18 protein-coding genes and 1 tRNA gene are annotated in these 20,219 nt (G+C 69.6%); 11 read left to right on the top strand and 8 right to left on the bottom strand.

Annotated elements, in window-relative coordinates:
• Positions 1-27: 27 nt before the first annotated feature.
• The 5 genes from IEV65_RS12575 to IEV65_RS12555 all read left to right on the top strand — a co-directional run bounded on the left by IEV65_RS12575 (position 28) and on the right by IEV65_RS12555 (position 6,966).
• A complete protein-coding gene (locus IEV65_RS12575) occupies positions 28-1,383 on the top strand; it encodes a sugar ABC transporter substrate-binding protein (protein ID WP_188431309.1) in 1,356 nt (451 codons plus the stop codon).
• 110 nt (positions 1,384-1,493) lie between these two features.
• Positions 1,494-3,077, top strand: a complete 1,584-nt coding sequence (locus tag IEV65_RS12570; protein ID WP_188431307.1) for an ABC transporter permease subunit — start codon at positions 1,494-1,496, stop codon at positions 3,075-3,077.
• 1 nt (position 3,078) lies between these two features.
• Positions 3,079-4,008, top strand: a complete 930-nt coding sequence (locus tag IEV65_RS12565; protein WP_188431305.1) for a sugar ABC transporter permease — start codon at positions 3,079-3,081, stop codon at positions 4,006-4,008.
• A complete protein-coding gene (locus IEV65_RS12560) occupies positions 4,005-5,900 on the top strand; it encodes a glycoside hydrolase family 13 protein (protein WP_443093929.1) in 1,896 nt (631 codons plus the stop codon). Before IEV65_RS12565 ends, IEV65_RS12560 begins: the two co-directional genes overlap by 4 nt.
• A 70-nt stretch (positions 5,901-5,970) precedes the next feature.
• Entirely contained in the window at positions 5,971-6,966 is a 996-nt protein-coding gene (locus IEV65_RS12555; RefSeq protein ID WP_188431605.1) for a LacI family DNA-binding transcriptional regulator, read from the top strand.
• On the opposite strand, the gene otsB is transcribed toward IEV65_RS12555, so the two are convergent.
• Positions 6,929-7,732 carry a trehalose-phosphatase gene (otsB, locus tag IEV65_RS12550; protein WP_188431301.1) on the bottom strand — a complete coding sequence of 268 codons (804 nt, stop codon included), beginning with the start codon at positions 7,730-7,732 and terminating at the stop codon, positions 6,929-6,931. The genes IEV65_RS12555 and otsB overlap by 38 nt on opposite strands.
• A 33-nt stretch (positions 7,733-7,765) precedes the next feature.
• Complete coding sequence (locus tag IEV65_RS12545) at positions 7,766-9,241, bottom strand: alpha,alpha-trehalose-phosphate synthase (UDP-forming) (protein WP_188431299.1); 1,476 nt, start codon at positions 9,239-9,241, stop codon at positions 7,766-7,768.
• Between the two features lie 119 nt (positions 9,242-9,360).
• On the opposite strand from IEV65_RS12545, the gene IEV65_RS12540 reads away from it, so the two are divergent.
• The 6 genes from IEV65_RS12540 to IEV65_RS12515 all read left to right on the top strand — a co-directional run bounded on the left by IEV65_RS12540 (position 9,361) and on the right by IEV65_RS12515 (position 15,137).
• Entirely contained in the window at positions 9,361-11,076 is a 1,716-nt protein-coding gene (locus IEV65_RS12540) for a serine/threonine-protein kinase (protein ID WP_188431297.1), read from the top strand.
• A gap of 279 nt (positions 11,077-11,355) precedes the next feature.
• A complete protein-coding gene (locus IEV65_RS12535; protein WP_188431295.1) occupies positions 11,356-12,471 on the top strand; it encodes a transglycosylase family protein in 1,116 nt (371 codons plus the stop codon).
• A 73-nt stretch (positions 12,472-12,544) separates the two neighbouring features.
• A tRNA-Thr gene (locus IEV65_RS12530) sits at positions 12,545-12,617 on the top strand.
• Between the two features lie 102 nt (positions 12,618-12,719).
• The gene (locus tag IEV65_RS12525; protein WP_188431293.1) at positions 12,720-13,505 is read left to right on the top strand and encodes an META domain-containing protein; all 786 of its coding nucleotides are present in this window, start codon (positions 12,720-12,722) and stop codon (positions 13,503-13,505) included.
• A 34-nt stretch (positions 13,506-13,539) separates the two neighbouring features.
• Positions 13,540-14,718: an MFS transporter gene (locus tag IEV65_RS12520; RefSeq protein WP_188431291.1), complete on the top strand. Its 1,179-nt coding sequence runs from the start codon at positions 13,540-13,542 to the stop codon at positions 14,716-14,718.
• The gene (locus tag IEV65_RS12515; RefSeq protein WP_188431289.1) at positions 14,715-15,137 is read left to right on the top strand and encodes a hypothetical protein; all 423 of its coding nucleotides are present in this window, start codon (positions 14,715-14,717) and stop codon (positions 15,135-15,137) included. The genes IEV65_RS12520 and IEV65_RS12515 overlap by 4 nt, the downstream gene beginning before the upstream one ends.
• A gap of 15 nt (positions 15,138-15,152) precedes the next feature.
• Here IEV65_RS12515 and IEV65_RS12510 read toward each other — a convergent pair whose 3' ends face one another.
• The 6 genes from IEV65_RS12510 to IEV65_RS12485 all read right to left on the bottom strand — a co-directional run bounded on the left by IEV65_RS12510 (position 15,153) and on the right by IEV65_RS12485 (position 20,213).
• On the bottom strand, positions 15,153-15,932 hold the full coding sequence (locus IEV65_RS12510) for an SDR family NAD(P)-dependent oxidoreductase (RefSeq protein WP_188431287.1): 780 nt from the start codon (positions 15,930-15,932) through the stop codon (positions 15,153-15,155).
• Positions 15,933-15,957: 25 nt separating this feature from the next.
• Entirely contained in the window at positions 15,958-17,112 is a 1,155-nt protein-coding gene (locus IEV65_RS12505; protein WP_188431285.1) for an acyl-CoA dehydrogenase family protein, read from the bottom strand.
• Between the two features lie 68 nt (positions 17,113-17,180).
• Entirely contained in the window at positions 17,181-18,266 is a 1,086-nt protein-coding gene (locus tag IEV65_RS12500; protein WP_188431283.1) for an ABC transporter ATP-binding protein, read from the bottom strand.
• Positions 18,263-19,048, bottom strand: a complete 786-nt coding sequence (locus tag IEV65_RS12495) for an ABC transporter permease (protein WP_188431281.1) — start codon at positions 19,046-19,048, stop codon at positions 18,263-18,265. The genes IEV65_RS12500 and IEV65_RS12495 overlap by 4 nt, the downstream gene beginning before the upstream one ends.
• Entirely contained in the window at positions 19,045-19,824 is a 780-nt protein-coding gene (modA, locus tag IEV65_RS12490; protein WP_188431279.1) for a molybdate ABC transporter substrate-binding protein, read from the bottom strand. Before modA ends, IEV65_RS12495 begins: the two co-directional genes overlap by 4 nt.
• Positions 19,824-20,213, bottom strand: coding sequence for a TOBE domain-containing protein (locus IEV65_RS12485; protein ID WP_188431277.1), 390 nt, complete (start codon positions 20,211-20,213; stop codon positions 19,824-19,826). The genes modA and IEV65_RS12485 overlap by 1 nt, the downstream gene beginning before the upstream one ends.
• Positions 20,214-20,219 lie beyond the last annotated feature (6 nt).

Here is a 20,219-nt window from a genome sequence, read left to right as displayed (position 1 = left end):
CACGGCCACACAGTTCGAAGGAGAACCATGAAGCGCACCACTCGTGCCGTTGCCGTTTCTGCGGCTGCGGCTTTGCTGTTGTCTGCCTGCGGCGGAGGCAGCAACACGACCGAGACACCCTCATCCACGGGCGACACTGCATCAGCCGGTGACGCTGCTGAAAATACCGCCGAAGACAGTGCGGCAGAGACCGACGTAGAGGCTGCTCCCGCGGACGACGCTGAGTCCACTGAAGCGCCCGTCCGTGACGCTAACGCCGAGCTTGTGATCTGGGCGGACAATGATCGGGCAGAGGCCCTCAAGGAGTTCGCGAAGCAGTTCGGGGACGAGTACGGCATCACGACACAGGTACAGGTGTCCACGGACGTCCGCGCCCAGTTCAGTCAGGCTCACACGGTCGGCCAGGGGCCAGACATCATCGTTGGTGCGCATGACTGGCTAGGCGAGTTCGTGCAGAACGGAAGCGTTGCGCCAGTGCCGTTGGCCGATGATGTTCAGGCACAGTTCGTTCCCGAATCCATCGAGGCAACAAAGTTTGACGGCCAGATCTACGGAGTGCCGTATGCGACAGAGAACCTGGCGCTCATGCGCAACACGGACCTTGCCCCCAATGTTCCTGCGACCATGGAGGAACTTGTGGCGCACGGAGCAGAGCTTGTGGAAGCGGGCGACGCCGATGCACCCATGGGTGCACCGGTGGGCCTCGTGGGTGACGCCTACCACGCTTTCCCGTGGCTGGACGCTTACGGGGGCGGAATCTTCGGTCAGAATGCCGACGGGGGCTGGGACGCCAGCAAGGTAATCATTGATAGCCCCGAAACCATCAAGGGCGCGGAGAAGATGGCCTGGCTGGCCGAAGAGAAGGCCCTCAATGTGAACATGGACGGGACCGCGATGGCCGCAATGTTCGCCGAGGGGCGTCTGCCGTACATGATCACTGGACCGTGGAGCACCACGGGTGCCGCCGAGGCCGGTATCAACTACGCAATCTCGCCGATCCCGGAATTCCAAGATGGCGGCAAGCCGCTCCCGTTCCTTGGCGTCCAGATGTTCTACGTCTCGTCTGATGCCAAGAACCCGGCGATGGCGCAGGAATTCGTCAATCAGTATGTGCCCTCCGCTGATCTTCAAATGGCGATGTATGAGAACGCAGGCGAGCGGGCGCCAGCTCTGCTCGAAGCCTTGGAAGAGGTCTCCGCGAAGGATGAGGACCTTGCAGGATTCTCGGAAGCGGGCAAGGGTGCTCCGCCGATGCCCAACATTCCTCAGATGGCGTCCGTCTGGCAGCCTCTTGGCCAGGCCACGGCGGACATCATCGGCGGGGACGATGTAGAGTCCCGACTGAAGGACGCCCAGAAGGAGATTGTGGCGAATATCGGCTGACAAAGCCACCGTCGGCCGCCACCCCAGGCTTGGCGGCCGACGGGCCACCCCACTCATCCCGGCTCGCGAGGATGCGGGCGTAAACGTTGTGTTGTCCTGAGGTGAAACATATGGTGACGGAATCGCCGGAGACTGAGCAGCAACTCAAATTTGAGAGAGGAGAGCCCTGGTGGGCGAAGAGTCTCAAATGGGGTCTGATTCTCCTATCTATCACGATTCTCTTCTACGCCGCCACAGTGCTGGCCGAAGCGGGCCACTGGCTCTTCGTTGTCATCACTGCGTTCGTTGCCATGGGCGTCTTGATCGTCTACGCGACGCGTAGATGCGTGCCCTTCAAGTACCTCTATCCCGGGATACTCCTGACTCTCGCTCTTCAGATCTGGCCTATCGTCTACACGGTCGGCATGTCCTTTACCAACTACGGGTACGGGCATCTGGTGAGCAAGGAAGAAGCCATACAGGCCATCGAGGCCAGCTCCGTGCGTCAGGTGGAGGGTTCTCAGAGGTATGGACTGGCCGTCGCCATCCCCGAGGGGCAGGATCCGGCAACTGGAGAAATTGTCTTTTTGTTGACAAGCCCTGACGGGAGCATCAATGCTGGCTCGCTTGACGGATTAGAACCCGTGGATCCGGAATCCGTGCAGACCAGTGAGCGTGGGCGCATTACGGAGGCGGACGGGTATACTGTCCTGACCGGTAGCCAGGTGAACGCCCGTAGCGTTGAGCTGTCGGAGTTCGCCGTGCCTACCGAGTCTGGAGGCATCAAGATGATCGGACTCTCGGAAGCCTTCATTGGCGAGGCAACCCGCGTCTACGACGCGTCGTCAGATACCATCCAGGACAAGGTTACAGGGCAAGTCTTCGTCGTCAAAGATGCTCGATTCGTGCCACGGGACGGCGTCGGGTCCGGATTGCCGCAGGGTTGGGTGGAGAACGTTGGGTTCGATAACTACACCCGCGCGCTAACTGATCCCCAGCTGCGAACGGGCTTTGTGAACGTCATCGTCTGGAACTTTGTCTTCGCGTTCCTGTCTGTGATTACCACCTTCCTGCTGGGAATGTTCCTAGCGCTACTGTTGAATGACCCCAGGTTGAAGGGGAAGGCGGTCTACCGTTCACTGCTCATTCTGCCGTACGCGTTGCCTGGATACATCACGGCTCTAGTTTGGGGCTCGATGTACAACCGTGACTTTGGGTTAATCAATGAGCTGTTCCACCTCAACATCAACTGGCTTGGGGATGGCACACTCGCCAAAATTGCAATCCTGATCACAAACTTGTGGCTCGGATTCCCATACATGTTCATCGTGTGCACCGGGGCGCTCCAGGCGATACCAAGTGACGTGAGGGAGGCGGCCGCGATCGACGGCGCGAGTGCGTTCAGGACGGTCCGCTCCATCATCATGCCGTTGCTTCTCGTTGCCGTCGGACCGCTTCTCATTGCGAGTTTTGCGTTCAATTTCAACAACTTTGGGCTGATCTTCTTGCTTACTGGTGGTGGGCCCTTCGAAGGAGGGCAGAGTATGATCGGATCAACGGACCTCCTCATCACGATGGCCTACCGGCTCGCCATTGGGGGTACGACGCCAAACTTTGGATTCGCGGGCGCCATCTCGGTGTTTATCTTCATCATCGTTGCAGTGATTAGCTATTTGGGCTTTAGGCAGACGAGTGCCCTTGAGGATGTGAACTGATATGACTGACTTTCAGCCCAGCGCCATGCTCCAAGCGGAGACCAAGATTGGGTCAGGCCATCAGTCCAAAGGAGGGCTTCTGCGGTCACAGTACAACACCGGTGTCTGGTGGCGTCATCTATTGGCCTTGCTAGCTCTAGCCTTCGCACTGTTTCCAATAGTCTTTATTGTTTCGTCGGCATTCAATAACGCTGGGACCCTTTCCACGTCGGGTCTGCTGCCATCGGCACCAGGGGTGAGGAACTTTGAGAAGCTTTTCAACGACCCTATCCGGCCGTTTTGGACTTGGATGCGAAACTCGATTCTGATTTGCGGATTGGGCTCCATCTTCACTGTTCTCCTAGGTGCTGCGGCGGCTTATGCATTTTCTCGACTGCGGTGGCAAGGTCGCCGGGTGGGTCTCCTTGCAATACTCCTCATACAAATGTTCCCCGCCATCCTTGGCTTCGCGGCAATCTATCTTACATTTGCGAAGGTGGGCGAGCTGTTTCCTGGGGTAGGCCTGAATACGCTGGGAGGCCTAATTCTCGTCTACCTCGGGGGGGCCATGGGTGCAAACATTTGGCTCCTGAAGGGCTACTTTGATACTGTTCCTAAGGAACTCGACGAGGCAGCAAAGGTCGACGGTGCCTCGCATGCCCGGATCTTCTTCACTCTGACCCTTCGACTCGTCGCTCCCATCTTGGCGACGGTCGGCATGCTGGCCTTTGTTGGACTTTGGGGCGAGTTCTTGCTTGCCAGCATTTTTCTCACCAATGTCGATAGCCAGACGCTTGCTGTCGGCCTGTGGCAGACGCGGAATGCGGATCAAGACCGACTATTTGGGCAGTTTGTTGCGGGTGCGCTTATCGCGTCTGTGCCAGTGGTTCTGCTTTACCTTGCCCTCCAGCGACAACTGATCGGTGGTCTAACACAGGGGTCGGTCAAGTGACTAGTTCTTCTCTGACCAGGATTTGTCGTCCGCATCATGACGGCTCGGAACTGTACGTCACGCCGTCGAGGCCTTCGCCCGGGGACTCGGTGACTCTTCGTCTGCGCTTACCGCACTCTGCTGGGCTCGGTGAGGTCCACAGTGTCTATGTGCGCTACCTTAAGGATCACGAGCCTCGCTTTGAAAGGGCTCGAGAGTTGGTTCGCAACGGGCACGAGAGTTGGTGGAGCGTGCAGATCGAGCAACGAAATGTTGTAGTTAATTACCGATTTATTGTGGAGATCAAGGACGGTGAGTACGTTTGGTACAACGGGACTGGTGTGCACTGGCGGGACGTTCCTGACGCGGACGACTTCAGGCTGGTTGCGTGTGCGGCGCCCAAGTGGCTCGGGGACGCTGTTGTATACCAGATCTTTCCTGATCGTTTCGCTCGGTCGTCTGCTGCCGACCATAGATCGTGGCCCAGGTGGGCCATGCCTGCGCAATGGAACGAACCCGTGGAAGGTGAGATGCCCGGGGTCGGTGCACAAGTATTCGGCGGAGACCTTGACGGTGTGGCAGAGAGATTGGATTACCTTGAAGAGCTCGGTGTCAACGTTGTGTATCTCACGCCATTTTTCCCGGGTGAGTCAAATCACAGGTACGATGCGAGGACATTCGCGGAGGTCGACGAGCTGCTGGGAGGCAGTTCGGCGCTGCAGAGGCTTTCCGAAAAGGCACACGCACGGGGCTTCCGGGTGATTGGTGACTTCACCACGAACCACACCGGTGTCACGCATGAGTGGTTTGTATCTGCTTCTTCGGGTGATGATGCAGAAGCGCGTGACCACTACTATTTCGGTTCTAATCACGGTGCGTCTGGATACGCGAGCTGGCTAGGTGTTCCGAGTCTACCAAAATTGAACTACGCAAGTGATTCGCTTCGCGCAAAGTTGTTCGATGGTCCTGAGAGCGTTGTTGAGCGTTGGCTGAGGCCCCCGTTCTCGTTGGACGGATGGCGGATTGATGTGGCGAATATGTCCGGCAGGCACGGTGCAGATGACCACTATGAGGAGGTCCAGCTTCTAACTCGGCAGGCTGCAGTCCGAGCCAATCCCGATGCTGTTGTCATTGCTGAACACTGCCATGACTTGGCAAGGGATGTCGATGGGACGGGTTGGCACGGTGCCATGAACTACTCGGCGTTCACGCGTCCGGTATGGACCTGGCTGCGTGACACGCGCAAGGCTCCCAATTTCCTTGGGTCGCCTCTTTTGGTCCCGAAGAGGGGTGGGAGGGCGGTGGTGGATACGATGGAGGAGTTCATTTCACAAGTGCCTTGGGAGGTAACACGATCGAGTTGGAACCTCTTAGGATCGCACGACACCACCCGGATTGCGACCTTGGTGGGGAACGTTCGGTTGGTCGAAGTGGCTGCGGGGTTTCTTTTCGCGATGCCCGGTGTGCCAATGATGACCTATGGCGACGAGGTTGGAATGGAAGGCGAGTGGGGGGAGGACGGGCGAAAGCCGATGCCATGGTCAGGGGTCGACAAGTCCAGTGAGTTGTGGAGGGTCTACGCGGCACTGATCAACGTACGTCGGTCCAGTACCGCCTTGACGAGAGGAGGTCTTAGATGGGTCGCCGCCGATGATGATTTTGTAGTTTTTGTCCGTGAGCATCAGGATGAGTGTGTGCTGGTTCACTTATCCCGACGTGGGCATGAGCCGCTCAGCGTGGATGCTGGGCTGCTTCCGGGCATCCAAGGAGGTCGGTTGTTGTTTGGCAGGGCGCCTGCTCTCGAGGATGAATGCATCACGCTGATTGCCGAGGCGGCAAGTGTCAACCTCTGGTCTTGGGTTCCCGAATTGCCGGCTGCGCTCATGCGGGAAGTGAGTGTTCGTGGTGGCTAAACTTATTGGTAGCGCGGAGGCGAGCTTCGCGCGAGGTGACGGAAATGGTGAGGCCGGTCCTCGCGGCCGGCTGGCCGACCTGGCGGCCCACGCCGGCGTCAGCGAGGCGACGGTCAGCCGTGTCCTCAACGACAAGCCCGGGGTGGCGGCGAGCACGCGGCAGGCCGTGCTCACGGCCCTCGACGTGCTCGGCTACGAGCGGCCCAGCAAGCTCAAGCGCAACAGCGCGGGCCTGATCGGGCTGGTCGTGCCGGAGCTCACCAACCCCGTCTTCCCGATGTTCGCGCAGGTCATCGAGACCCAGCTGGCAGCCGGCGGGTTCACCCCGGTGCTGTGCACGCAGACGCCAGGGGGGGTCCATGAGGACGAGTACGTCCAGATGCTGCTCGCCCGCGGCGTCTCCGGCATCGTCTTCGTCAGCGGCTTCCACGCAGACACCCGCGCGAGCGTGGACCGCTACACCCAGCTGCGCGACCGTGGTCTGCCGATCGCGCTGGTCAACGGCTACCGCGACGGCATCGACGCCACCTTCATCTCGCACGACGACGTCGCCGCGATGCACCTGGCGGTCCGGCACCTGCGGGACCTCGGCCACACGCGGATCGGCTTCGCCACCGGGCCGTCGCGCTACGTCCCTGTGCAGCGGCGCGTGGCCGGCTACCGCGCGGCGATGGCGGACGTCCCCGGTGTCGACCTCGATGAGCTCGTCAGCACCACGCTCTTCACGATCGAGGGCGGCGCCGCCGCCGCCCGCACGCTCGTCGAGGCGGGCGCCACGGCGGTCATCGCCGGCTCCGACGTCATGGCGCTCGGTGTCCTGCGTGCCGCCACGCAGCTGGGCCTGACGGTGCCGGGCGACCTGTCGGTGATCGGCGGCGACGACGTGCCCTTCATGTCGTTCATCGACCCGCCGCTGACGACGGTCCGCATGGACGTCAACGCGATGGCCGAGGCGGCCGTGACCGCCGTGCTCGAGGAGATCGCGGGGGAGAAGGTCGAGCACCGCGAGTATCTTTTCGAGCCCGAGCTCATCCTCCGTCGTTCGACCGCCCCGCTCGCGCGCTGAGCAGCACCTCGAAGGCCCGCACGAGCGCCCGTTCGTCGTTCACCCGGTGCTGGGCCGCGCTCTCGCCGTCGCCCACCCGGATCGTCAGCCGGCGCTCCGCCCGCGCGAGGTCGGTGTCCTGCGCCAGCGCGACGAAGGCGTGCTCGTCCGTCACGTCGTCGCCGGCGTAGAGGACGGCGTCGACGCCCAGCTCCTCGGCGAGCGCGACCAGCGCCACCCCCTTGCCGACGTGCGCGACCGCGAGCTCGACGACCTCCTTGCCCGGGGTCACCACCAGGGAGGTATGCCGCTCGCCCACGGCGGTGGCCGCGGCCAGGGCGGCGCCGCTCACCTCGGGCGGCAGGCCGCGCGTGTGCAGCACCCGCCCGGCGGGCTTGTCCTCGATCCGGGCGCCGGGGTGCTGCTCGACGACCGCCCGGAGGGCGTCCTCGAGCTGCGTGAGCAGGGTGCGCTGCTCCTCGCTGAGGGCCAGCCCGTCCGGGCGGCGCGAGTCCTCGGCGCCGTGGCTGCCGATCAGCAGCAGCGGGTCCTGCGCGCCGGAGAGCTGGCGCAGCGGGCCGAGCGCGCGCCCGCTGACCAGGGCGACCGTCGTGCCCGGGAGGTCGGCGAGCGCGGCGAGCGACTCCATACCTCCCTCGACGGGACGGGAGTCCATCGGGTCGAGGACGAGCGGGGCGAGGGCGCCGTCGAAGTCGGTGGCCACCAGCACCCGGGGGTGCGCGGCAAAGGCACCGAGCGCGTCGACGAGGGCGGGGTCCAGGGTCACGGGCTCTCCTTGGCAGAGGTCGTCGGGGAAGGGTCAGATCAGTCGCGAGATGCTCCGGCGTGCCCGCGGCGGCCGTGCCGGCGCCATCTCCAGGGCACGCAGGAAGTCGTCGGCCCAGGCCTGGACGTCGCGGGTGCGCACCTGGCGGCGCATCATCCGCATCCGCCGGCGCTTCTCCTCGTGGTCGTCGCGGATGGCGCGCAGGATCGTCTCCTTGAGACCGGCGATGTCGTGCGGGTTGCACAGGTAGGCCGAGTGCAGCTCCTCGGCGGCGCCGGTGAACTCCGAGAGGACGAGGGCGCCACCGCCGTCGTGGCGGGCGGTGACGTACTCCTTGGCGACGAGGTTCATCCCGTCGCGCAGCGGCGTGACGAGCATGACGTCCGCCACCTGGAAGAGCGCGGCCATCTCCTCCCGCCCGTAGGACTGGTGCAGGTAGTGGACGGCGGTGTCGCCGAGGTGGGAGAAGTCGCCGTTGATCCGGCCGACGGTGCCCTCGATCTGCTGGCGCAGCGTGCGGTAGGCCTCCACGCGCTCCCGGCTCGGGGTCGCCACCTGGACGAAGGTCACCTCCGGAGGGGCGATCTCGCCGTCGGCGAGCAGCTCTCCGATCGCGCGGAGCCGGTGGCGCAGGCCCTTGGTGTAGTCGAGCCGGTCGACGCCCAGGAGGACGACCTGCGGGTTGCCCAGCGACTCCCGGATCTCGGCGGCCCGGGCACGCACTGCGGGGGAGTCGGCGAGCTCGCGCAGGCCCTGGGCGTCGATGGAGATCGGCACGGCGGCGGCGCGGGCGACCCGGGGCGACCCGCCGAGCCGACCGTCGTCGGAGCCCTGCCACCGCACCGTGTCGCCCTTGACGGTGGCGTCGAGGACGGCACGGCAGGAGCGCAGGAAGTTGCGGGCGTCGTCGGGACGCTGGAAGCCGAGGAAGTCGGCGCCGAGCAGACCGCGCAGCACCTGGGCCCGCCACGGCAGCTGGGCGAAGAGCTCGACCGGCGGGAACGGGATGTGGTTGAACCACCCGATCCGCACGTCCGGCCGGCGGTCGCGGACCATCGCTGGCACCAGCTGCAGCTGGTAGTCGTGGATCCAGACCGTCGCGCCCTCCGCGGCGACCTCGCAGACGGCCTCGGCGAACCGCTCGTTGACCCGGCGGTAGGCGTTCCACCAGGAGCGGTGGTAGGTCGGCGGGACGATGACGTCGTGGTAGAGCGGCCACAGGGTGTCGTTGCTGAAGCCCTCGTAGTAGTCGGTGAGGTCCTCGGCGCTCAGGCCCACGGGGTGCAGCCGCAGCCGGCCGTCGTCGAAGGGCGCGGGCGCGTCGCCGGGGAAGCCCGCCCAACCGACCCAGGCGGCCTCGCGGTCCCGCATGACGGACTCCATCGCCGTCACGAGGCCCCCGGGGCTGGTGGTCCAGGTGACGGTCCCGTCGAGGCTGACGGAGCGGTCCACCGGGAGCCGGTTGGCCGCGACGACGAAGTCGAAGGTGCTGCTGGTGGATGAAACCATGGTGGCCTCTCGGTCGTTGGTCTCACGGGCTCTGCCACCACCCTAGGGCCCGCCCCCTACGCCCACCTGCCCGGGCGACCTGGACGCCCGAGCCGAGGAGACGGCATACCGTGGACCCTGTGACCACCGAGCGACCCCGCACGCCCGCCACCGAGGTGACCCGCCCGGTGCCCGTGGTCGTGCCCCGCCAGCTGGGGCCATACACGCTCGCCGAGCGGCTGGGCGAGGGCGGGATGGGCGTGGTCTGGCGGGCGACCGACGAGGGTCGCGGCGGTCGGGAGGTCGCCGTCAAGGTGCTGCGCGAGCACATCGCCCACGACGAGCACGCCCGCGCCCGCCTGCGGCGCGAGGTGCACACGCTGGCGCGCGTCCACCACCCCCGGATCGCCTCGGTCATCGACGCGGACGTCGACGGGCCGGCTCCCTACATCGTCACGGAGTACGTCCCGGGGCCACCGCTCGACCAGGTCGTCGCCGAGCGCGGACCGCTGCAGGGCGAGGAGCTGCTGCGCCTCGGCCGGGGGCTGGGTGAGGCGCTGCACGCGATCCACGCGGCCGGCATCGTCCACCGCGACCTCAAGCCCGGCAACGTGCTGCTCGTCCCCGGTCCTGACGGCCTGCTCGAGCCGGTCGTCATCGACTTCGGCATCGCCCAGGTCGCCGACGACGTGCGCCTCACCGCGACGGGGCTGGTCATGGGCACGCCCGGCTACCTCTCGCCCGAGATCGTCGAGGGAGGCTCGGTGAGCGAGGCCACCGACTGGTGGGGGTGGGCCGCCACCCTCGCGTATGCCGCGTCCGGCCGGCCGCCCTTCGGCCGCGGCCAGCTCACCGTCGTGCTCGACCGCGTGCTGCGGGGTCGCGTGCAGCTGGAGGGCGTCGACCCCGAGCTCGCGCCGCTGCTGCAGGCGGCGCTCGACCCCGACCCCGCGCGTCGCCCGAGCGAGGCGCAGGTGCTGGACGGGCTGGAGCGCTACGCCCGCCACGAGGACGTCACGGGTGCGCTGCCGGTGTGGATGACCCAGGCGGAGCCGGTCGACGCGACCCGGGTGCACGCGGCGCCCGAGCGGACCCGCGTGGCGCCGGTGCGGCCCGAGACGGCCGGGCAGGCGTGGCCCGAGCCGGCCGGGCAGGCGTGGCCGGAGACGGACCGGGGTGACGGAGCGGCATACCCGCTCGTGCCGCAGGCCCCGCTGCCGGGCGAGCAGGGCGGACCGGACCCGCGCCTCGGACGCAGCTCGCGGCGCGGGACGCTGGCCGCGCTGCTGGTCGGGTTCGTGGGGCTGGCGGCGACCGCGCCGCTGCTCGCGTGGGCCCTGTATGCCGTGTGGGGCGTCCTCGCGCGCACCGTGGACAAGAGCCTGACGACCCTCGTGCTGCGACGGCACCAGGCGGGGCCGCGGCGCAGCGACGTGCCGGTGCTCGTGCTGGCCTCGCCCTGGCACCTGCTGTGGGCGGCCCTCGAGACCGTGCTGTCGGTGCTGCTGGCGGCCGGGCTCGCCGCGGTCATCGCGGTCGTCTCGGCGGGGCTGCTGTCGACGTCGGGGGTGGTGCGCGGCCTCGCGCCGGGCCTGCCGCTGGTGGTCGGCGCCGCCTCGCTCGTCGGCGCGTTCGTCGGCTGGTGGGGGCTCGCGTCGACCTCGCTCCGCCGCGGGTCGCGGACGGTCCTGCGCGCCACCGTGCCGAACGGCCCTCCGACGCTGATCCTGGTGACGCTCTGCCTCGTCGGCGGCGTGGCGCTGCTGGTGTGGGGGGTGCTCGACGGGCGCAGCGTGTCGTGGTGGCCCCTGGGGCCCGACTTCGACCCGCGCGGCCTGCTGCCGGGCTTCTTCTGAGGCGCGTATGAGGCGCGTCTGAGGGGCGTCTGAGGGGCGTCCGTAGGGCGTCCGAGGGGCTGACGGCCCGGACATTCAGACCGGCACTTTCCCTGAGCTCCCCTTCCCGGCCGCGTGGTTGCTGGGCCGGCTCGCCCTCTGGCACAGAAGTGCCGGTTGTGCTGCACGCCACTGTGTCGCTACCGTGGTCAGGCTCGTCACTCTGACCACATGCGTCCCGCCGGTCACAGGAGGCGACGGGTGCGCCACCCTTGTCGTCCCCGGAAGGACCTCGTCGACATGGCCACGAACCCGCGGCACCGCTCCACCGCCCGACCCTCCGGCCTGCGTCGCGCCGGCCACCTCGCCCTCGCCGGGGCCGCCTCCGTGACGGCGGTCGGCGTCACCGCCCCCACCGCGGCCGCGGCCGAGACCGACAACGTCTGGGACCGCGTCGCCGAGTGCGAGTCCGGTGGCGACTGGTCGATCAACACCGGCAACGGGTTCTACGGCGGGCTGCAGTTCTGGCACCCGACCTGGCAGAGCTTCGGCGGCGAGGACTTCGCCCCCTACGCCCACCAGGCCACGAAGCTGCAGCAGATCACCATCGGCCAGAAGGTGCTCAAGGTGCAGGGTCCCGGCGCCTGGCCGGTGTGCTCGGTGCGCGCGGGACTGACCATGGAGAATGGCCTCGCGCCCTACCCCGGCCAGGACGACCCCGCGCCAGCCCCGGGCACGTGGTGGGTCAAAGCCACGCCCGGTGCCAACATCCGCAGCGGCCCGGGCCTGACCTACTCCATCGTCGGCAGCGCCGCCAACGGCACCCAGGTCACCGGCACGATGAGCGACGGCTGGGTCAGGCTCGCCGACGGCCGCGGCTGGGTGAGCGCGACGACGCTCACCACGACCGCGCCAGCCCCGGCCCCCGCGCCTCCGAGCAGCAGCACCTCCTGGGTGGTGACCGCCACGGCGGGCGCCAACATCCGCTCCGGGCCGGGCACGTCATACCGGATCGTCGGCGGAGCCGCGCACGGCACCACGGTGACGGGCACGCTCAGCGACGGCTGGGTCAGGCTGGCGGACGGGGGCGGCTACATCAGCGGGACCATCCTGGCGCCGGCGGGCGGGGGTGGCGCCTCCGACATGGCGCCGCTGGTGGTCGACGGGCAGCGCGGCCCCCTGACCGTCAAGGCGATCCAGCGATGGGTCGGCATCGCCGAGACCGGTCGGTGGGACACCGCGACCATCAAGGCGCTGCAGTCCGAGGTGGGCACCACGCCGGACGGGCTGTGGGGCCCGCGCTCGCAGGCCGCCCTGCAGACCCGCATCGGTATGACGCGCGACGGCTCGACCTACATGAACTACCGGACCGTGGTCGCCCTGCAGACGTGGCTCAACGCCAACGTCATCGGCTGAGCCGGGGTCGGCGCTTCGGGCGGCGGGCCGGCACGGCATACACTCGTCGGGCGTCCGGCGCGCCGGACGGTCCGCTGGCGTGGCGCAACTGGTAGCGCACCTGTCTTGTAAACAGGTGGTTGAGGGTTCGAGTCCCTTCGCCAGCTCCCATCCTGACCGGTCGGTGGCCAGCGCCCGGAGGCTCGACTCCTGCGAGGACGCCGACCCGGGGCCGGGAACTCCACGCGCTGCCTGCTCGTCCGAGCGGCATGAGGTCTCTCCGGTATGCCGTCGCGCTCGCCGTCCCCCTGCTCCTGCTCACGGCGTGCGGGGAGCTCGTCGGTCCGGCCGGAAGGCCGGATGTGGCCGGGCGCACCTTCCTGAGCAGCGGCGTGACGGAGGACGGCGCCCCTCGCGACCTGGTGGAGGGCACCCGGGTGCGGCTCTCGTTCACCGACGAGGAGATCTCGGCGAGCGCCGGGTGCAACACCATGGGCGGGACCTTCCGGATCATCGACGGGACACTCCTCGTGGGCGACCTCGCGATGACCGAGATGGGCTGCCCGGACGGGCTCGCGGAGCAGGACACCTGGCTCGCCGGGCTGCTGGGTGCCGAGCCGGCCCTCTCGCTGGAGGAGGACACGCTCACCCTCACGACCGGCTCGACGGTCCTCACCCTGCAGGACCGGGAGGTGGCCGACCCGGACCTGCCGCTGCAGGGCACGGTGTGGCGGCTGGACAGCTTCATCTCCGGTGACGCGGTCTCGAGCGTGCCCGCGGGCGTGGAGGCCTCTCTCACCTTCGGCCCGGACGGCACCCTGGAGGTGCAGGCCGGCTGCAACACCGGCAGCGCGCCCTACACCCTGGGCGAGGACGGCACCAGCGTGAGCGTGGGTGACGCGGTCATGACGCTGAAGGCCTGCGACGACGAGCGTGGGCTCGTCGAGCGGATGGTGATGGAGGTGCTCAGCTCCAACGAGCTGGAGGTCGACATCACCGCCAGGACCCTGACGCTCCAGGCCCACGGCCGCGGCCTCGGCCTGCGCGGCGACTGAGGCCAGGGCGCGCCGCCCACCTACCCTGGGTCGGGTGTCCACCACCCGATCCCGTCCAGCCCGCGCCCGCGTCGGCGTCTCGCTGCAGTTCTTCACCAACGCCGCCGTGGTCGCCACGCTGCTGCCCCACTACCCCCAGCTCAAGGACCGCTTCGACCTGTCGAACTCCGGCTTCGGCCTCATGGTCGTCGCGTTCGCGGTCGGCTCCGTCCTCACGGCGGCGTGTTCCGGGTGGGTGCTGCGCCGGTTCGGCGCGATGCGGGTGGCCACCGTCGGCACCGTCGTGGTCTCGGTGCTCGTCGCGGCCGCGGCCTCGAGCCCCTGGTTCTGGCTGCTGTTCGCGGCGTTGTTCCTCGCCGGGACCATCGACCCCGTCCTCGACGCCGGCCAGAACGTCCACGGCCTGCGGATCGAGCGCGCCCTGGGCCGCTCGATCATCAACTCCCTCCACGCGGTCTGGAGCCTGGGGGCCGTGGTCGGCGGTCTCGTGGGGGCCTGGACCGCAGGACTCGGCCTCCCGGTCGGGCCGGTCCTCGTCGCCAGCGCCGTGGTCTGGTCCTGCGTCGCCGTGCTGGCCGGGTGGCTCGCCCGGCTGCCGGGGGAGGACGACCACCACAGCGCGGGGCAGGAGCGCACCACCGGTCGCCGCGGGGCTCTGCTGCTGGTCGCGCCGTTCGCGGCGCTGGCCGTCAGCGGCACCCTCGTGGAGGAGATCGGCAACTCCTGGGCGGCCCTCTACACCCGGGACGCCCTCGGCGCGGCCGCCGGCGTGGCGGGCCTCGCCTACGTCGCGGCCTACGCCGCACAGTTCGTCGGGCGCCTGCTGGGGGACGCGGTCACCGACCGTCTGGGCCGCGGCCGGACCGCCGCCGCCGGGGGCGTCCTCATCACGGCAGGCGCCCTGGTGACCATGCTCGCGCCGGGCGTCCCGGCCGGCATGGTCGGCTTCGTCCTGCTCGGGCTGGGCTGCTCCACGCTCGTGCCGGCCGCCTTCGCCGCCGCCCACGACCTGCGCGGGCTGCCCTACGGCGCGGGCGTCGGGCTGGTCACCTGGCTGATGCGCGCCGGCTTCCTGCTGACGTCCCCCGTGTATGGCGTGGTCGCGGACTCCGCGGGACTGCGCGCCGGCATGGTGCTGCCACTGCTCGCCGGGGTCGCCGCGGTGCTCATCTCGGTGCGCTGGCTGAGGCCCGGCGCTAGCCTGACGCCGTGACGACCGCCGAGGAGGACCGGGGGGAGTGGCTCATGCAGCCACGGTGGGTGCCGCTGCTGCGTGCCGCCCTGGGGTGCCTCATCGGCGTGAGCGCCCTGGCCGCGCTCGTGCTGGCGCGCCCGACGCACCCCGCGGCGGTGGTGCTGACGCTCGCCGCGCTCGGACTCGGCGTCTTCCTGATGTGGGCGGGCCGCTTCGAGCGCAGCGGCACGCGTCTCGACCCTGACGCGCTCACCGTCATCGAGGGGCGTAGGCCACGCCGGCTCAGCCGGGCGGACGTCCTCGACGTGCGAGGGGAGCCGGCTGGCGGCATACCCTGGAGGGTCGTGGCCGTACTGCGCGACGGCGAGGAGGTCACCCTGCTCGGGGTCCCGCCCGCCGAGCTGGACCGGCTGCGCCGCTGGCACACGGGCACCTGAGCCCGGGCGCCGGGCTCAGCGCGGGGGCATGCGCAGGGCGCCGTCGAGGCGGATGACCTCGCCGTTGAGGAGCGGGTTCTCGACGATGTGGGCGACGAGCGCGGCATACTCCTCGGGCTTGCCCAGACGCGCGGGGTGCGGCACGAGGGCCTCGAGCGACTCCTTCACGCCCTCGGGCATGCCGGCCATCATCGGGGTCTCGAAGACGCCGGGCGCGATGCACATGACGCGGATGGCCTTGTCGGCGAGGTCGCGCGCGCAGGTCAGGGTGAGCCCGGCGACGCCGGCCTTGGACGAGGCGTACGCCGCCTGGCCGATCTGACCGTCGAACGCCGCCACCGAGGCCGTGGTGACGATGACGCCGCGGTCACCCAGGCCGCGCTCGTCGGGGACCGGCTCGTTGCCGGCCATCTGCTCGGCCGCCAGGCGGAGCACGTTGAACGTCCCGATCAGGTTGATCTCGACGACCGTGCGGTAGGTCTCCAGCGGCAGCACGCCCCGCTTGGAGAGGACGCGACCAGGCGTGGCGACCCCGGCGCAGGCGACGACGACGCGCAGCTCGCCCAGACCGGCGGCGGTCGCGACGGCCGCGGCGACCTCGCCCTCGTCGCGCACGTCGGCGCCGGCGAAGTGGGCGCGCTCGCCGAGCTCGGCGGCCAGCTGCTCGCCGCGCCCGCCAGGCAGGTCCACGAGCACGACCTGGGCGCCGTCGGCCAGCAGGTGTCGGGCGGTCTGCTCGCCCAGGCCGGAGGCGCCGCCGGTGACGAGGGCGACGGTGGACTCGGTGATCTTCATGCTTCCTCCGGTATGCGGTCGAGGGTCAGCGCCGGGCGTGCTCGGCCAGCACCTGGCGCGAGATGACGAGGCGCTGGATCTGGTTGGTGCCCTCGAAGATCTGGGTCACCTTGGCCTCGCGCATGAAGCGCTCGGCCGGGAAGTCGGTGGTGTAGCCGTAGCCGCCCAGCACCTGCACGGCGTCGGTGGTCACCTTCATCGCGGCGTCGGTCGCGACGAGCTTGGCGATCGAGGCCTCGAGGGTGTGCGGCTGGCCGGCGTCCTTGAGGCGGGCGGCGTGCAGGTAGGTCGCGCGGGCCGACCCGACGGCGGCGGCCATCTCGGCGATGAGGAAGGCCAGACCCTGGTTGTCGGCGATCGGGCGGCCGAACTGCTCGCGCTCGGTCGCGTAGGCGCTGGCCACCTCCAGGGCTCGCTGCGCCAGGCCGGTCGCGGCAGCCGCGATCCCGAGGCGACCGGAGTCGAGTGCGGCGAGCGCGATCTGCATACCCCTGCCCTCCTCGCCGATCCGGTGCTCGGCGGGGAGGCGAACGCCGTCGAGGAGCACCTCGCCGACCGTGTCGCAGTGCAGGCCCATCTTGCGCTCGGGCTCGGCGAAGGTCAGGCCCTCGGTGCCGGCCGGGATGTGGAAGCACGACAGCCCACGCCCGCCGTCGTCGGAGGTGCGCACGAAGGTCGTGTAGTAGTCGGCGTGTCCCGCGTGGCTGATCCACGCCTTGCCGCCGGTGATGACGTAGTCGTCGCCGTCCCTGACGGCGCGGGTGCGGATCGCGGCGACGTCCGAGCCGGCCTGGGGCTCGGAGAGGCAGTAGGCGCCCAGCTGCTCGCCGCCCAGCATCCCCGGCAGCCAGCGCTCCTGCTGCTCGGCGCTCCCGAAGGTCGCGAGCGGGAAGGCGGTGAGGGAGTGCACGGAGACGCCGACCGCGACCGACATCCAGGCGCGGGCGATCTCCTCGACGACCTGCAGGTAGACCTCGTAGGGCTGCCCGCCGCCGCCGTGCTCCTCGGGGTAGGCCAGCGACAGCAGCCCGGTCCGCCCGAGCATGGTGAAGACCTCTCGCGGGAACCGCTTCGCAGCCTCGGCCTCGTCGACCTGGGGGAGGAGCTGCTCGTCGGCGATCTCGCGGACGAGTGCGAGCAGGTCCTGCGCCTCGTCGCTGGGGAGCACGCGTTGCACCATGGCGCGCACCCTAGCGCCGGACGTGGCGTCAGCCGTGAATCGGGGCGCGGGACCGGCCGGGCACCTGGTCACGCCTCGGGGTAGACCTCCACCTCCGTCGCCTTGACGCCCGCCCACAGGCGGCGGCCGGCCACGACCCCCAGCTGCGCCACGGCCGGCAGCGTCACCTCGGCGACCAGGTCGGTCCCGGGTATGCCGCGCAGGCGCACCCGGGCGCGCTGCCCGGTCACCGTGACCGCGGCGACCTCCAGCTCCCACAGGTTGCGCGCCGACGCCGCCGGCCGCTCGGAGTAGAGGGTGACGGCGGCCGGGTTGACGGTGGCGAGCAGCCGGTCGCCAGGTCGGGCGTCCTCCGGCACGCCGGCCACGACGAGGCGCGCCCCGTCCGCCAGCTCGAGGGTCGGTGAGCTGTCGGCGGCGAGCCGCCCGCGCAGGAGGTTGAGCCCGACGACGGAGGCGACGTAGGGGGAGCGCGGCCGCGCGATGACCTCGGTCGGCGTGCCGGCCTGGACGACCCTCCCGTCCTCGAGGAAGACCAGCCGGTCGCCCAGCGTCAGCGCGTCGAGCGGGTCGTGGGTGACGAGGATCGTCGTCCCGGGGAAGTCGCGCAGTCGGTGCGACAGGTCGGCGCGCGTCGCGGACCGCGTCTGCGGGTCGAGCGCCGAGAGCGGCTCGTCGAGGAGCAGCACGACCGGGTCGGTGGCCAGGGCCCGCGCGAGCGCGGCGCGCTGCGCCTGGCCCTGCGACACCTGCCCCGGCCTGCGGCTGCCGAGGTCGGCCAGACCCACCCGGCCCAGCTCCTCGGCGGCGCGGGCGCGGGCGCCGGCGCGCGGCATACCTCGGGAACGGGGCCCGAAGGCGACGTTGTCGAGCAGGGTGAGGTGCGGGAAGAGGAGCGGGTCCGCGAGGACCATCCCGACGCTGCGCGCCTCCGGCGCGACGTGGGTATGCCGTGCCGCGTCGGCCCAGGTGCGCCCGCCCACGCGGACCTGCCCGCCGCTGAGGGGCAGGAGCCCGGCGAGGGCCTTGAGCAGGGTCGTCTTGCCCGAGCCGTTGGGGCCGAGCAGCGCGGTCACGCCTCCGTCGCACGAGAGGTCGGCCTCGACGTCGAAGCCGCCGACCGCGACGCCCAGGCGCGCGTCGAGGCGGGTCACCGCAGCCACCGGGAGCGGAGCGCGCCGAGGACCACGACGCTGACGAGGAGCATGACGAGCGAGAGCGCGATGGCGGCCTGGGGGTCGCGCTCGAGCGCGGCGTAGACGCCGAGCGGTGCGGTCTGGGTGCGCCCCGGGAAACTGCCCGCGAAGGTGATCGTCGCGCCGAACTCGCCGAGCGCCCGCGCCCACGCCAGCGCCGAGCCGGCGGCGATGCCGGGCAGCACCATCGGGACGACGACGGCGCGGAAGGTGCGGACAGGGCCGGCGCCGAGCGTGGCGGCGATCTCGTCGAAGCGGCGGTCGAGGCCGCGCATCGAGCCCTCGACAGAGATCACGTAGAACGGCAGCGCCACGAAGATCTCCGCCATCACGACGGCGGCGGTCGTGAAGGGCAGCGTGACGCCGAGGGTCGACTCCAGCCATCCGCCGAGCACGCCGCGTCGCCCCCACGTCATGAGGAGGGCGACGCCCCCGACCACGGGCGGCAGGACGAGCGGGACCGTGACGAGGGCGCGGCCCCAGGCGGTGAGCGGGTGCTCGGAACGGGCGAGCAACCAGGCGAGCGGGGTGCCCAGGATCCAGACCGCGACCATCGTGATGCTCGTCGTGAGCGCGGAGAGGCGCAGCGACTGCCCGACCACGGGTGCGGCCAGGTGGGTGGCGAGGTCCGCCCAGTCCGCACGCACGAGGAGCGAGAGCAGCGGGAGGACGATGAACGCCACGCCCACCGCGGCGGGGGCGACGAGCGGCAGCCGGGCGCCGGCCCCGCGCGCTGTCATGGCGCGCCGAAGCCCGCGTCCGCGAGGTGCTGCTGGCCGCGGGCCGACAGCATCTCCTCGATGAGCTCCAGGGCAAGCGGCGAGCCGGACACGGCGAGCACGGGGTAGGAGCTGACCACGTTGTCCTGCGCGGGGATCTCGACGCCGAGGACGGCCCCGTCGGCCGCGGCGACGTCCGTGCGGTAGACGACGCCGACGTCGGCCTCGCCCAGCGCCACCTTGCTCAGGGTCGCGCGCACGTCCGGCTCGTAGGAGGCGACCTGCGGGTCGATGCCGAGCCGGTCGAAGAGCGTCGCGGCCGCCGTGCCGCAGGGGACCTCGGGCTGGCACACCACGAGGCGCAGGCCCGCGGCCGTCAGGTCCTCGACCCCGTCGACGGCCGCCGGGTTGTCCGGGGGCACCGCCAGCTCGAGGGTGTTGGTGGTCAGGACGACCGGCTCGGAGACCCGCCGGGCCTGCTCGAGCGGCTCCAGGGCCTGCTGACCGGCGAGGGCCACCACGTCGGCGGGCGCGCCCTCGTTGACCTGCTGGACGATCGTGGAGCTCGCGGCGAAGGAGGTCTCGACCGTGACGCCGGGGTGGTCCGCCTCGAAGTCGGCGGCGATCTCCGCCAGGACGTCGGTGAGCGAGGCGGCGGCGAGCACGGTCACGGTGCGGTCGCCTGAGAGTGCCCCGGAGCTCTCGGCGGTCGCCTCGCACGAGGTCAGCGCCAGGCTCGTGGTGGCGGCGAGCAGGAACGTCAGGCCGCGACCGGTGAGGGCGGTGGCGGGCGCCATCACCCGAGGCCGACGGTGACGTTGGTGGACTTGACGGAGGCGACGACGACCGAGCCCGGCTCGAGGCCGAGCTCCTCGACGGCCTCGGTGGAGATGAGCGACACCAGCCGGAAGGGCCCGGCCTGCACCTCCACCTGCGACATCACCGTGTCGCTGAGGACGCGGGTGACGATGCCCCGCATCTGGTTGCGCGGCGAGGAGTGGGTGGCAGTGGACTCCGACGGCTGCCCGTGCTCCTGGGCCATCCGGGCCACGTCGACGGACTCGACGACCGTGCGGCCGGCATCGTCCTTGCCCCCGGTCAGCCGGCCGGTGTCCACGGCCCGTCGGATCGTGTCGGGGGAGACGCCCAGCAGGCTGGCAGCCTCACTGACTCGCATCTGCGCCATGAGCAG

It is taken from the genome of Ornithinimicrobium tianjinense (assembly GCF_014636495.1).
Classification (GTDB): domain Bacteria; phylum Actinomycetota; class Actinomycetes; order Actinomycetales; family Dermatophilaceae; genus Ornithinicoccus; species Ornithinicoccus tianjinensis.
Note: the sequence above shows the minus strand (reverse complement) of the source record. Positions and strands in the feature narration are given on the sequence as shown.